This window comes from Enterobacter sp. UPMP2061 (genome assembly GCF_053709615.1).
Map to the genome: position 1 here is coordinate 624,224 of NZ_JBSKJP010000002.1, position 12,490 is coordinate 636,713.

A 12,490-nucleotide genomic window follows, 5' to 3' on the forward strand; every position below is an offset into this window, starting at 1 on the left:
AGAAAACGGCTGAATGCTTTGCATCCAGCCGTTTTTGTTACTGGCGGTAGGCTTGTTTAATTTGCTTAACCGTATTGGCAAAAACAGCGGATTCCGCCTGGTCTTCCATCTGCGCGATCTGTTTTTCCATTTTAATGATCACACGACCAGCATCAGCCTGGCCCATCGCCTGTAGCATAAGCGTCAGCAGCGACTTCAGGCAGTTTACTTCCTGTGCCAGTTCCTGGTTATTCTCGGCAGTGGCAAATTCAGGTGTGCTCATTTATTTTCCTCATTATAAAACAGCGCATGAGCGCGACGATGAAAGTTAAGGCGGCGGAGTATACCACAAGCTACGGCAAAAAATGCAGTGGTTGTTTTTTATACTTATCGCGCAGTGATTATTGGGCGGCGCGGATTATGAAGGTACCCTGTCCAATATGTTAGCGACAATTAAATGTTTATCCCCGGTTCGCCATTCGTTAATTGTTGTTACAAAAAATCGCGCGCTCTTTTTCGTTTGAGTTAACAACTGTTTTAGTAACTTTTCGAATGTCGATGCTAAAAAATAGCGGTAAAAGCCCGGCGGGCAAGGGTTTTCTTTCCACTTACTGTACAGCTTAATTTCCAAAAACGAGACCAGAATCGAATAGCCGATTTTTTAGCGTTTTAATCTTGCATGGAAAACCGTTAATATAAACCCAATTAGCAGTCAGTAGCGTTATCCCTATTCTGGAGACATTTCCTTTGATCAACGTCCTTCTTGTTGATGACCACGAACTGGTGCGCGCAGGGATACGACGCATTCTTGAAGATATAAAGGGTATTAAAGTTGCCGGCGAGGCGTGCTGTGGCGAAGATGCCGTCAAATGGTGTCGCGCTAACTCCGCAGACGTGGTGCTGATGGATATGAACATGCCCGGTATTGGCGGGCTTGAAGCCACGCGCAAAATCGCGCGCATGTTCGTTGATACCAAAGTTATCATGCTGACCGTCCATACCGAAAATCCGCTGCCTGCCAGGGTTATGCAGGCGGGTGCTGCCGGGTATCTCAGTAAAGGCGCCGCGCCGCAGGAAGTTGTCAATGCGATCCGCACCGTACACGCCGGGCAGCGCTACATCGCTTCTGATATTGCTCAACAGATGGCTCTGAGTCAGATTGAACCGGAAAAAACGGAATCTCCGTTTGCCAGTTTGTCTGAGCGCGAATTGCAGATTATGCTGATGATCACTAAAGGTCAGAAGGTGAATGAGATCTCAGAGCAGCTGAATCTCAGCCCGAAAACGGTCAACAGCTATCGCTATCGAATGTTCAGTAAACTGAACATTCACGGTGATGTCGAACTGACTCACCTGGCCATTCGCCATGGTTTGTGCAATGCGGAGTCGTTAATAAGTCAGTGAGTGAAGCGTTCGATTCAAAAGCATTTCTGAAAACCGTCACCAGCCAGCCAGGCGTCTACCGTATGTACGATGCTGGCGGTACGGTTATCTATGTCGGTAAGGCGAAAGATCTGAAGAAACGCCTTTCCAGCTATTTCCGCAGCAACCTTGCCTCCCGTAAAACCGAAGCGCTGGTCGCACTTATACATAACATTGATGTCACCGTAACGCATACGGAAACGGAAGCGCTGCTCCTTGAGCACAACTACATTAAGTTGTATCAGCCGCGCTACAACGTTCTGCTGCGCGATGACAAATCCTATCCGTTTATCTTCCTGAGCGGCGACACGCACCCGCGGCTGGCGATGCATCGTGGCGCTAAGCATGCGAAAGGTGAATATTTCGGCCCGTTCCCGAACGGTTATGCCGTGCGGGAAACGCTGGCGCTTTTGCAAAAAATCTTTCCTGTTCGCCAGTGCGAAAATAGCGTTTATCGCAACCGCTCCCGGCCATGCCTGCAATATCAGATTGGCCGCTGCCTGGGGCCGTGCGTTGAAGGGCTGGTGAGCGAAGAAGAGTACGCGCAGCAGGTGGAATATGTCCGCCTGTTTTTAGCCGGGAAAGACGATCAGGTGCTGACGCAACTGATTGCCCGTATGGAAAAAGCCAGCGCGGCGCTGGAATTTGAGGAGGCCGCACGCATCCGCGACCAGATTCAGGCGGTGCGCAGGGTGACCGAGAAGCAGTTTGTTTCCAATACGGGCGACGACCTCGATGTTATCGGCGTAGCCTTTGACGCCGGTCTGGCCTGCGTTCATGTGCTTTTTATTCGTCAGGGCAAAGTGCTCGGCAGCCGCAGCTACTTCCCGAAAGTGCCGGGCGGCACTGAGCTGGGTGAAGTGGTGGAGACCTTCGTCGGCCAGTTTTATTTGCAGGGCAGCCAGATGCGTACGCTGCCCTCGGAGATCCTGCTCGACTTCACGCTCGATGATAAAACCCTGCTGGCGGAGTCGCTTTCAGAGCTGGCAGGCCGCCGGGTGAATGTTCAGACGAAACCGCGCGGCGATCGCGCGCGTTATCTGAAGCTGGCGCGAACCAATGCCGCCACGGCGCTGACCACCAAACTGTCCCAGCAGTCGACCGTCAGCCAGCGTTTAACCGCGCTTGCTACGCTGCTTAAGCTGCCGGAAGTGAAACGCATGGAATGCTTCGACATCAGCCATACGATGGGGGAGCAGACCGTGGCGTCGTGTGTGGTCTTTGATGCCAACGGTCCGCTGCGGGCAGAGTATCGTCGCTATAACATCACCGGCATTACGCCCGGTGACGATTATGCCGCCATGAACCAGGTGCTGCGCCGTCGCTATGGTAAAGCGATTGAAGAGAGCAAAATCCCGGACGTTATCCTTATCGACGGCGGGAAAGGGCAGTTGGGGCAGGCGAAGGCGGTATTTGAATCGCTCGACGTGGAGTGGGATAAGAACCATCCGCTGCTGCTAGGGGTAGCGAAAGGGGCAGATCGTAAGGCTGGCCTGGAAACGCTGTTCTTTGAGCCGGAAGGCGAGGGCTTTAGCCTGCCGCCGGATTCCCCTGCGCTGCACGTGATCCAGCATATCCGCGATGAGTCGCACGATCATGCCATCAGTGGGCACCGTAAAAAACGGGCGAAAGTGAAAAATACCAGTACCCTTGAGACGATTGAGGGCGTCGGGCCAAAACGTCGCCAGATGCTGTTGAAGTATATGGGCGGATTGCAAGGATTACTCAACGCCAGTATGGAAGAAATTGCAAAAGTGCCGGGTATTTCGCAAGGGCTGGCAGAAAAGATCTACTACTCGTTGAAACATTGAGGGCTCTGTAGCAACATAGAGCTAAATTTTACTGACAACAGACAGTTACCGTCATCATGCGATTTAATATCCCTACGTTGCTCACTCTCTTTCGCGTTGTGCTCATTCCGTTCTTCGTCCTGGCATTTTACCTGCCGGTCGTCTGGGCGCCTTTTGCCTGTGCGCTTATTTTCCTGATCGCTGCCGTGACGGACTGGTTTGACGGTTATCTGGCGCGTCGCTGGAACCAGAGCACCCGCTTTGGCGCGTTCCTCGATCCGGTTGCGGATAAGGTGATGGTGGCAATCGCGATGGTGCTGGTGGCGGAACATTATCATACCTGGTGGGTGACGCTGCCTGCCGCGACCATGATTGGCCGTGAGATTATTATCTCTGCCCTGCGCGAGTGGATGGCGGAGCTGGGTAAACGCAGCAGCGTGGCGGTGTCCTGGATCGGTAAAGTTAAAACCACCGCACAGATGGCGGCGCTGGTATGGATGCTGTGGCGTCCGAATGCCTGGGTAGAGTGGGCCGGCATTGGTCTGCTGTGGGTTGCGGCGGTGCTGACGCTGTGGTCAATGCTGCAATATTTGAACGCTGCGCGCGGTGATTTGCTTGAACAGTGATCGTTTCGGCTTAATTTTCAGCAAACGATCCTGAGATGCAAAAAATAACGTTGACTCAAAACGTCATATCAGTAGAATGCAACGCATCGAACGGCGGCACAGTTAGCCGGACGACAATGAAATCAAGTGGTTAGGAAGTAGTTAAATAGTTACTTGATGACATGCGGGAATAGCTCAGTTGGTAGAGCACGACCTTGCCAAGGTCGGGGTCGCGAGTTCGAGTCTCGTTTCCCGCTCCAGATTAATGCATCGGCAGCTTGCGGGTGCAGGTCGAAAGACAACAGATTTAAGGCGCGTTAGCAAAGCGGTTATGTAGCGGATTGCAAATCCGTCTAGTCCGGTTCGACTCCGGAACGCGCCTCCACTTTCTTCCCTGGCCGGATGGTGGAATCGGTAGACACAAGGGATTTAAAATCCCTCGGCGTTCGCGCTGTGTGGGTTCAAGTCCCACTCCGGCTACCATGGGGAAAATAGAATAAAATCAATGATAAGCAGTGTCGTATAAACCACCGAAAGGTGGTTTTTTATTGCCTGAAATTTGCTTTTCCGAAGATGCGTCCGAAGATGATTTTTCCGCGAACGCATACCCAATCAGTTTTTCTGCCCGCCCACTACTGGTACCACTTTTACTTTCCTGTCATAAATTGCCGTTTGTCGCGAGTTCTTATGGCCGGAAATTGCCTGTTTCTCTTCAAGGCTACCTTCCAGGTCTGAAATGCCTTTTGCTTTCAGATCGTGGAAAGTGAAATCAATCGACAGGTGAGGGTACTTTGCCTGGGCTGCGAGTTTTGCCTCTCGCCAGCGGGAGTTAAAACCATCACGGGTATATTTGCTTCCACTGGGTTGATGGATTAGGAACAAACTTCTTATGCCTGGTTTAAGTGGTAACGCGCGTGCCAGCGAAACCGCTGCGCGTAAACGAGGTGTCCACGCTTTGATCTGCTTCACGCCAGTTTTACCCTGGCAGATAAATATCCCCATATCGCTGATCTGCTCTTCACTTAAAGACAGGACATCGCTTTGCCTGGCAACGCATAAATAAGCGATCTCCATTTCTGCACGGACCACATCAGCCCCAACCTCATATACAGCATTGTATTCTTCATCCGTTACGTAGCGCTCACGTGATACTTCCTTAAATTGCTTTACCCCCTGGCATGGATTTCTTTCTACATGCCCACGTTCATAACCCCAACGAAATACCCGCGAAAGGAAACTCTTTTCCCTGTTTGCCTGCGTTCGGCTGGAAATACCACGCTGATCCATATAACGCCGAATGTGCTCGGGTTTTATTTTTTTTGGGTCTGTTTTGCCAAAAACCGGTAATACCTTACACGAATATTTCGTGTAATCCTTCCTGGTCTCCGGTGACAAATCCATAAAGTCAGGGGAGGCCATAAACATATCGGCAAGGTTTTGGAAGGTATTTTTCCTAACTTCTTCGCCCACTGCTTTTTCGTATGCCAACCAGACAGCTGCCTGTGTTTCTTCAAGGGAACACAGGCGTACGGCTTTATTATCTTTGGTCCGAAACTCATAGGCAGCTTTGCCGCGATATACTCGCGGTGGCATCCAGTTATCGGCGGGGTTTTTACGCTTTCCGGCCATCAAATACGGCTCCGAAATTTGGTTCTTCATCCTCGCGCACCGGGGAGGTTTCCTGGTTGCGGTATTTTATGGGGTTCATGAAATGCCCCCATGTTGTTTTAGGGTGGCCGTCAGCTCTTTCCATAAAGAATATCCCGGCTCGACGCAGGGCATCACACTGTTTTGATTTAAGTGGCGTCCCCGTCAGTTCTATCATCTCTTCTCTGGTGATGATGTCGTGATCGTGTCTCATGGTCTTTCCTCAGCATGCGGTATATCGCATCGTCAGCGTCACTACATGCGCGTTCTATGTCTGACCTGGTCAGAGTCTTCTTTCGTACACTCGCTGATAATTTTCCGATCTTGGTATCAAAGTCTGAGAGCAAAATTGTCCCGGGTTGCCAGTGCAGCATTGCGGCCTCCATTGAGTTGTTGAGGCCACAATGCTATCGGCAGAGAGGGATTAATTCTGATTACGCTTAATCAGGTTATCTTTCAGGAACGCGCCTTTCTCTCGTGTAACCTTGACGTTCTCCGGAAGATGTAACCCCAGCTCACTGCGGCTACGCGCTTCGATGATCCCGTTTGTTCCATCCGGAAACACCACGTGTACCGCATCACCCCTTTTTAGAGTCAGTTTCAGCATAATTAGCGCACCTGTAGGGAGCGTTCGCCGATTTCCAGATGCGCACCCGGTACCGGATTAAGCAATTCCTCTGGAACCTCACCGCCATCGGCTTTGATCTGTTCTGCCGCCGCTTCGGCTGCCTCTATCCGTTCTTTGATAGCCTTTTTGTCAGGGGCGATTACCGTCTGAACGTCGACCACTTCGTCAGGCAATGCGTCAAGATTATCGATCACAACGCTTACCGAACCCTGACGAGCTGTAAAGGTGTTCCTGGGCGTTTTCAGTTTATCGAGGCCAGCACCTAACAGACATGACAGGATGTATTTGCGAAGTTGCTTGTCTTTATTTTCAAAGGACTTTTTGCGCTCAGCCAGACGCTTCATCTCTTCGTCGCAGGTTTTAGCATTGCCCAGGTTGTTGCGCGCCACCACCATAACGGCATCAAGACGGTCAGCCAGTTCGCCTTCAATCCCTTCCAGGGTGTCGGCGATCATCTCCGGCGTCAGTTCGTCAGAGGTTTCCAGCAGGTTTAACAGGCTGGAGTAATCATTTGCTAATGCGATTGCAGTTACCTTGCTCATGCTGTTTTCTCCTGGGCTTTATTCAGTTCTTTCAGACGTTCGTCTTTGATAGTGGTCAGGCGGCGCAGGCGTTTACTCAGGTAGTTAGCATGCTGGCTGTCACCTTTAACCTCAGCGTCTTTACGGTGCACTTCTACTTCACGGGCGATAGATGCAAAAACTTTTGTAACTTCGTTGGCAGATACACCGGTTGCCAGCGTGTTTGCCACCCGTGTGAGCTTGTCGTCCAGTTCCTGGCGCAGGCGTGCAGCATCCTCTGCGTTATCGCTGGCATTTTTAAGTGCGAATTCTTCTTTGTTTTTCTGCCGGTACTCAGGGTTGTCATAGAGACCCATAAATATATCGGCGCTGAATCCGAGCGAAGAGAGCGCCTTTTTAGTCGCATCGGTAAGTGATTTTTTAGTCGCTTCGCCGTCGCAGGTAGGGCCGTATTTACTCCCGTAAAGATAAGGGGTACAGCCGAATGAAATCTCTTCACCGCGCACGCCGTTATCTGGATTGTTGACGCTACCGATCTGACCGTCGAACAAATTCGCGCCATTGCGGAAACGCACAAACGCCGCCACCCGCATTTAGCGATGATTATGGTTGACTACCTCGGCCTGATAAAAAAACCGAAAGCAGAGCGTAACGATCTCGCTGTCGCGCATATTTCGCGAAACCTCAAAACGATGGCTATGCGCCTGCATACGCCCACTTTCGCGCTGAGCCAGCTATCCCGCGCAGTTGATGCGCGCCCGGCAGCACTGCGCCGCCCAGTGATGTCAGACCTGCGTGATTCCGGCTCTATTGAGCAGGACGCCGACAGCATCCTGTTTCTGTATCGCGACGAGGTTTATAACCCTGAAAGCCCTGCCGCAGGTATTGCTGAGGTCATTCTCGGTAAGTGCCGTTTTGCAGCAGCCGGCACCGTGATTTACCAGGAATTCAAGAACGGCCATTTTTTACCAATCGATCAGCATGTCGGGAAGGAGAAAACCCGTATCCAACTGGAGGCAGCTAAACCCAAAAAACAACAGCGTCGGTATTCCGACAAATACAACACCGAACCGTTTTAACCGCGCCTGACCAGCGCTAATTAACCAGCGAGGAAAGACCAATGACCGATTTATTGTATGCAAAAACTACCAGTGCAGATGATGGTTGTGACTGGGGACCAGTAATCATCTGGCGTATGAATGCTGGCGCGCGCGCCCGAAACCGAGCCTGTTACGTTCCCGCACCACGCCCGATCCAGGTAAACCCTGTTTATCGCGTAGCGAAAACAAAAAAAGCACCTGTGCAAGCCGTTAACACATCAGGGCGCTGGCTCAAAACCCACACCGCGACGGTTATCACTGCTAAAGGCGAGAAAACGGTAAAAATCCGCGAAACTGCCACCGTCTGGATTGCCGGGAGCAAGGAGAATTACGACAAACTTACCGGGCAGCGAGTCGGCGCACCGGGCCGTTGCCGCCTCCTGTTGGAGTCGATCACCCCGATTGTACGCAAAGCAAAATCGGCACCCGAAAAGGCCTCCGGAGAGTTATCAGCACAAAAGCTGGTGGCGCTAATGAAGGGCAAAACGCTGTCTTATCAGGGCATTCTCACTGCGATTAAAAAATATCACCCGGACATCAAAATCACCATTGACCAGTTGCACAAACGTATCTGGGGCATGGTTCAGTCCAAATACGTCGGTATTGAACGTCATGATGATATGCCGGTGACTCACTTCACTCTGAAAAACGTTGATCCACGTTTTTATGCTCATTCCGAAAAGAACGTGAGGGCTTAAGGCATGGCCGGGCAATCGGATTATCTCCCGCCCGGTTTACCGCTCAATCGCGCCAAATGGCCGCAGGAATTTCAACTCAAAGAGCATTACGACATGCGCGCTGCTGCGCTTATTCGCCAGCTCTATGAGAAGAAAACCACACGTTACGCGGTCGTTCAGCAGATTGAGGCAACGCCGGAGAGTCAACGAGAGTTTTTTAGAGAGCGCTTAAATTACTGGCGCGCGCAGAGAGAAGGTTAAAAATGAGAGAAGTTTTGCTGGAAAGTGCATATCGAAGGCTCATTGAATTAGAGAACCTTTTACTCCCGATCGTTCCAGACACTGTGTGGCCTGTTGAGGTAGGGATGGTATATTGTGGCCCGGACAGCACAGGCCTGGTGACGCTGGATGGGGTGGTTTATCGCATAGTCGATATTGGCATGCGCATGCTGCAACCGCATGAGCTATACCGGGCGCAGGGCTTCCCGGAGTGGTACATCATCGACCAGGATTTCCGGGGCGTGAAGTACGCGAAGGATAAGCAGGTGGCACGTTGTGGAAACGCAGTTCCTCCGCCATTCGCTGAAGCGCTGGTGAGGGCCAATTTGCCTGAATTATGTCATCAGAATGAGGCTGCGTAGTGGCTAAATCCGCAACTGAGCGCAAAAAAGCACAGCGGGCACGTCAGGCCAGAGCCGGTAACCGCAAACTGGAGCTTCAGCTCGATACCCAGGAGATTGAAATGCTTGAGCGCAACTGCGCCGCCCGGCGCCCTGGTCGTGCGCCGTATGATATGGCCGAATACGTCGCGCTGCTGATCCGTCAGGATGATGCACGGATACGCAACCGCATTAAGCGTATAAGCGTAAGCAAATGCACTAAATGCGGCGACGCGCTTCCGGTAAAAAGCTGCATCATGTCAGGTGATTCGCAGTGCTGGGTTACAGGTGGCTGGAAAAAGTTCATACTGACAATATGAGTCAGCAAAGCAATGTACGCTACCGCCGGGAACGGCGGTTTTTTCTTTTTAAAACATAGCTATACGGAATTCAATTTTTCACCGCTTTAACGTTTTGTGCTCTTAAAGATTTGCACTTCCTGCCACATGGGAGTATATATACTGTAATTTTATACAGTTGTTTGAGAGGGGGAGGCGTGATTGAGAAAACGGAGGTTGGGGATCATCTTCCCGATAACGGACGCGTACTCGTGACCCTCAGAAGTGGCAAGGTTTCTTCCATAAGATTGGCTCATGACGACGAGCATCTTGCTACACTTAAGTCTTTGTTTGAATTGGCTGAATTGTCCGGTTTTACCATTGTTGAAAAGGACAAAATTAAGGTATAATTAAGCTATCGGGCTGAACACCCGATAACCTGTATTTCTGAGCAATTGCTGCGCTAAAGGGGAAACCAATGGCGCAGTATTCTTTTGTAAAATCAGCTGGCGGAGTATTAATCCCGGCAACGCCGGAAGCGCGCGAATTTATCGAAAAAAAATGCCGCATGGGCGCTGTGCTTTACGCCGACTTTAAACAAGCACGTAACCGGGTCCGCCAGCCTGCGTGACAGCCTGACGCAAGAGGCGGCGTTTTTGCTTAAACAGGCCAAAGCTGTCGACGGTCAGGAAGAACCGCCGGAAGAGCTTGGCGGTTACCCTACCTATGAGTCGAGGTTCTGACATGCGCGCGAACCTCATAAAAACCAATTTCACCGCGGGAGAGGTGTCCCCGCGCCTGATGGGGCGTGTCGATATCGCCCGCTACGCCAACGGTGCGAAGATTATCGAAAACGCTGTAGTGGTCGTGCAGGGCGGCGTTGTCCGCAGACCTGGCACTCGCTTTGGGGCAGCGACCAAATACGGCGATAAAAAATCCCGTCTCATTCCCTACGTATTCAACCGTTCTCAGGCTTACATGCTGGAGTTCGGTGACGGCTACATGCGCATTTTTCAGAACGGCAAGCAGCTGGTCAACGAAGACAACACGCCGTATGAAATCGCTAGCCCCTATACTTCTGACATGCTGCCCGCCGTGAATTATGTCCAGGGCGCTGACACCATGTTTCTGGTTCATCAGTCTGTGAAGCCTCACCGTCTCCAGCGACGCGGCCAGACCGACTGGGTACTTGAGCCTGCACCGTTCATCGTTGAGCCTTTCGACGAGGTACGCGATACACCGCAGAAATGGTGCAAGCCATCCGTCAAAGAGTTCGTGGGCTCTGAAATTACGCTGACCCTGAGCGATGCGGATCCAGGCGATAACGAAACACCACCGTTTACCGGGGCTGGGTGGGTTGCTCAGGATGTCGGTTCTTACGTCCGGATTAACGAAGGGCTGGTGCTGATAAAAAGCATTACCAGTGCGCAGGTTGCTGTCGGTACCATTCGCAGCGATTTAAGCGCAACACAGGCAGCGTCACCCGGTTCGTGGACACGTGAGGATACTGTCTGGACTGACGATTTTGGCTATCCCGGTGCGGTTACGCTTTACCAGCAGCGGCTTGTTCTTGCCGGTTCCCCGAAGTATCCGCAAACAATCTGGTGGAGTGAAACGGGCGTTTATCTGTCCTTTGAGATTGGCACCGAAGATGATGACGCGATCAGCTTCACGTTGTCTTCTGACCAGCTCAACCCGATTGTGCATCTGGCGCAAATGAATACCCTGATTGCGCTGACCTACGGCGGCGAGTTTACGATCACCTCAGGCAACGATGCGGCCATTACTCCGACCAATATTTCGGTGAAAAACCCAAGCCCGTACGGCTGCAACGGGATCCGCCCGGTGCGCGTTGGTACCGAAATCATGTTCGTGCAGCGCGCTGGCCGCAAGCTCTACGCAGTGGCGTATGACCCAGACAGCTTTGTTTCCTATTCCGCCAACGATATGACGGTGCTGGCTGAGCACATCACCGCCGGTGGCGTGCTGGACATGGCCTATCAGCAGCAACCAGATGCATTTATCTGGATGGTCAGAGCGGATGGGGTTGCGGTCACCATGGCTATCGATCGCGCTCAGGACGTTATTGCATGGTCCCGTCAGGTGACTTCCGGCGCGTTTGAGTCGGTGGCTACCATCCCGTCCGATACCGACGATGTGGTCTACGCCATCGTACGTCGTGAGATTAACGGCCAGACAGTTCGTTATGTCGAGGTTTTCGACAGTAAGCTTTATACCGATGCAGCCGTGACGGGCACCAGTAGCGCCGGTTCTGCCACGTGGTCCGGTCTTGCTCATCTTGAGGGGCAGACGGTTGATGTGGTGGCCGATGGCGCCGTTATGCCGCAGTACACTGTTTCCTCTGGTCAAATTACCCTGTCCCGCCCGGCGAAAAGCGTGGAAATTGGTCTGCACTTCGAAAGTACGATCGAAACGCTTTCGCCAGAAGTCCAGACCACAGAGGGTACGACACAGAACGCGAAGAAGCGCACCAGCGAAGTGACGATGCGTTTTCTCGAAACAACTGGTGCGGAGTGCAACGGCCAGGTCATCCCATTCCGCCGGTTCGGACCAAAAATCCTCAACCAGCCCGCACCGCTTTTCACCGGCGATCACTACTGGGGAAAACTCGGCTGGGAGCGGGGGGAAGACACCCTGCTTATTCAGCAGCGCCAGCCGCTGCCATTCCATCTTCTTGCGATTATTTTCACGTTCACCAGTAACGGGGGCTGACATGGTACGTAACGCAAAATCCGGGGATATCCCGGCGCTGATCGAGCTGGGCGCGCGGATGTATATCGAGTCCCGCTATTCGCAGAATTCACCTTTTGATGAAGAAAAGTGCGCAGAACTTGCCCGTAACCTTATTTCATCTCCTGCCGGCTGTTTGCTTGTGGCAGAAAAAGACGGTGCTGTAATCGGCTGGCTGGCCGGCGGGATTGCTGAGCAGTGGTTCAGCCGCCAGCTCATGGCCTTTGAGTATGGGTTGTTTATCGCGCCTGAACATCGCGGCGGCACGGCTGGCCCGCGTCTCGCTAAAGCCTTTATCACCTGGGCGGAAGACCACGGCGCCGCCATCATAAATATGGGTATCACCACGGGCGTACATGAAGAGCGCACTGGTGATTTGTATTCACGTCTCGGCCTGTCCCGTACCGGTCTGCTTTATTCCAAAGAGGTGTAA

Annotated in this window: 15 protein-coding genes, 3 tRNA genes and 4 pseudogenes; 15 read left to right on the forward strand and 7 right to left on the reverse strand. The window is 52.2% G+C overall.

The genetic code is table 11. The features are described 5' to 3' along the window. Positions 1 to 37 precede the first annotated feature (37 nt). Positions 38 to 262, reverse strand: coding sequence for a DUF2594 family protein (locus ACWKXX_RS08460; protein WP_003859644.1), 225 nt, complete (start codon positions 260 to 262; stop codon positions 38 to 40). Beyond that, the gene (locus tag ACWKXX_RS08465) at positions 249 to 329 is read right to left on the reverse strand and encodes a hypothetical protein (RefSeq protein WP_418235935.1); all 81 of its coding nucleotides are present in this window, start codon (positions 327 to 329) and stop codon (positions 249 to 251) included. The genes ACWKXX_RS08460 and ACWKXX_RS08465 overlap by 14 nt, the downstream gene beginning before the upstream one ends. A 397-nt stretch (positions 330 to 726) precedes the next feature. Between ACWKXX_RS08465 and uvrY the strand changes: the two genes are divergently transcribed. The 6 genes from uvrY to ACWKXX_RS08495 all read left to right on the forward strand — a co-directional run bounded on the left by uvrY (position 727) and on the right by ACWKXX_RS08495 (position 4,279). Continuing rightward, positions 727 to 1,383: a UvrY/SirA/GacA family response regulator transcription factor gene (uvrY, locus tag ACWKXX_RS08470; RefSeq protein WP_017384478.1), complete on the forward strand. Its 657-nt coding sequence runs from the start codon at positions 727 to 729 to the stop codon at positions 1,381 to 1,383. After that, positions 1,380 to 3,212, forward strand: a complete 1,833-nt coding sequence (uvrC, locus tag ACWKXX_RS08475) for an excinuclease ABC subunit UvrC (protein ID WP_017384477.1) — start codon at positions 1,380 to 1,382, stop codon at positions 3,210 to 3,212. The genes uvrY and uvrC overlap by 4 nt, the downstream gene beginning before the upstream one ends. Before the next feature lie 56 nt (positions 3,213 to 3,268). Next, positions 3,269 to 3,817 carry a CDP-diacylglycerol--glycerol-3-phosphate 3-phosphatidyltransferase gene (pgsA, locus tag ACWKXX_RS08480; RefSeq protein WP_003859652.1) on the forward strand — a complete coding sequence of 183 codons (549 nt, stop codon included), beginning with the start codon at positions 3,269 to 3,271 and terminating at the stop codon, positions 3,815 to 3,817. Between the two features lie 163 nt (positions 3,818 to 3,980). Next, positions 3,981 to 4,056: transfer RNA gene (locus tag ACWKXX_RS08485), tRNA-Gly, on the forward strand. 51 nt (positions 4,057 to 4,107) lie between these two features. Continuing rightward, positions 4,108 to 4,181: transfer RNA gene (locus tag ACWKXX_RS08490), tRNA-Cys, on the forward strand. Positions 4,182 to 4,192: 11 nt separating this feature from the next. After that, positions 4,193 to 4,279: transfer RNA gene (locus tag ACWKXX_RS08495), tRNA-Leu, on the forward strand. Between the two features lie 129 nt (positions 4,280 to 4,408). Here ACWKXX_RS08495 and ACWKXX_RS08500 read toward each other — a convergent pair. The 5 genes and pseudogenes from ACWKXX_RS08500 to ACWKXX_RS08520 all read right to left on the reverse strand — a co-directional run. After that, positions 4,409 to 5,425, reverse strand: coding sequence for a phage integrase central domain-containing protein (locus ACWKXX_RS08500; protein WP_284329790.1), 1,017 nt, complete (start codon positions 5,423 to 5,425; stop codon positions 4,409 to 4,411). After that, a complete protein-coding gene (locus ACWKXX_RS08505) occupies positions 5,409 to 5,657 on the reverse strand; it encodes a DUF4224 domain-containing protein (RefSeq protein ID WP_017384475.1) in 249 nt (82 codons plus the stop codon). Before ACWKXX_RS08505 ends, ACWKXX_RS08500 begins: the two co-directional genes overlap by 17 nt. Positions 5,658 to 5,867: 210 nt before the next feature. Continuing rightward, the gene (locus ACWKXX_RS08510) at positions 5,868 to 6,050 is read right to left on the reverse strand and encodes a hypothetical protein (protein ID WP_017384474.1); all 183 of its coding nucleotides are present in this window, start codon (positions 6,048 to 6,050) and stop codon (positions 5,868 to 5,870) included. A 2-nt stretch (positions 6,051 to 6,052) separates the two neighbouring features. Beyond that, positions 6,053 to 6,613, reverse strand: coding sequence for a siphovirus Gp157 family protein (locus tag ACWKXX_RS08515; RefSeq protein ID WP_032654105.1), 561 nt, complete (start codon positions 6,611 to 6,613; stop codon positions 6,053 to 6,055). Further along, positions 6,610 to 7,104 (reverse strand): annotated as a pseudogene (locus ACWKXX_RS08520) (hypothetical protein); the annotation flags it as partial. The pseudogene ACWKXX_RS08520 and the gene ACWKXX_RS08515, both read right to left, overlap by 4 nt. Here ACWKXX_RS08520 and ACWKXX_RS08525 point away from each other — a divergent pair. From ACWKXX_RS08525 to ACWKXX_RS08565, 9 genes and pseudogenes are all read left to right on the forward strand, one after another. After that, positions 7,105 to 7,671: pseudogene (locus ACWKXX_RS08525) on the forward strand (DnaB-like helicase C-terminal domain-containing protein); the annotation flags it as partial. A 41-nt stretch (positions 7,672 to 7,712) separates the two neighbouring features. Further along, positions 7,713 to 8,390, forward strand: a complete 678-nt coding sequence (locus ACWKXX_RS08530; protein ID WP_032654088.1) for a hypothetical protein — start codon at positions 7,713 to 7,715, stop codon at positions 8,388 to 8,390. 3 nt (positions 8,391 to 8,393) lie between these two features. Then, positions 8,394 to 8,630: a hypothetical protein gene (locus ACWKXX_RS08535; protein WP_032654084.1), complete on the forward strand. Its 237-nt coding sequence runs from the start codon at positions 8,394 to 8,396 to the stop codon at positions 8,628 to 8,630. Between the two features lie 110 nt (positions 8,631 to 8,740). Further along, positions 8,741 to 9,010 (forward strand): annotated as a pseudogene (locus tag ACWKXX_RS08540) (DNA cytosine methyltransferase); the annotation flags it as partial. After that, positions 9,010 to 9,348 (forward strand): hypothetical protein, encoded by a 339-nt coding sequence (locus ACWKXX_RS08545; protein ID WP_032654082.1) that lies wholly within the window; start codon positions 9,010 to 9,012, stop codon positions 9,346 to 9,348. The pseudogene ACWKXX_RS08540 and the gene ACWKXX_RS08545, both read left to right, overlap by 1 nt. A gap of 176 nt (positions 9,349 to 9,524) precedes the next feature. Then, complete coding sequence (locus ACWKXX_RS08550; RefSeq protein WP_261666167.1) at positions 9,525 to 9,716, forward strand: hypothetical protein; 192 nt, start codon at positions 9,525 to 9,527, stop codon at positions 9,714 to 9,716. Between the two features lie 68 nt (positions 9,717 to 9,784). Beyond that, positions 9,785 to 9,916, forward strand: a pseudogene (locus ACWKXX_RS08555) (DUF1367 family protein); the annotation flags it as partial. A 134-nt stretch (positions 9,917 to 10,050) separates the two neighbouring features. Beyond that, positions 10,051 to 12,039, forward strand: a complete 1,989-nt coding sequence (locus ACWKXX_RS08560; RefSeq protein ID WP_032654058.1) for a hypothetical protein — start codon at positions 10,051 to 10,053, stop codon at positions 12,037 to 12,039. 1 nt (position 12,040) lies between these two features. Further along, positions 12,041 to 12,490: a GNAT family N-acetyltransferase gene (locus ACWKXX_RS08565; RefSeq protein ID WP_032654055.1), complete on the forward strand. Its 450-nt coding sequence runs from the start codon at positions 12,041 to 12,043 to the stop codon at positions 12,488 to 12,490.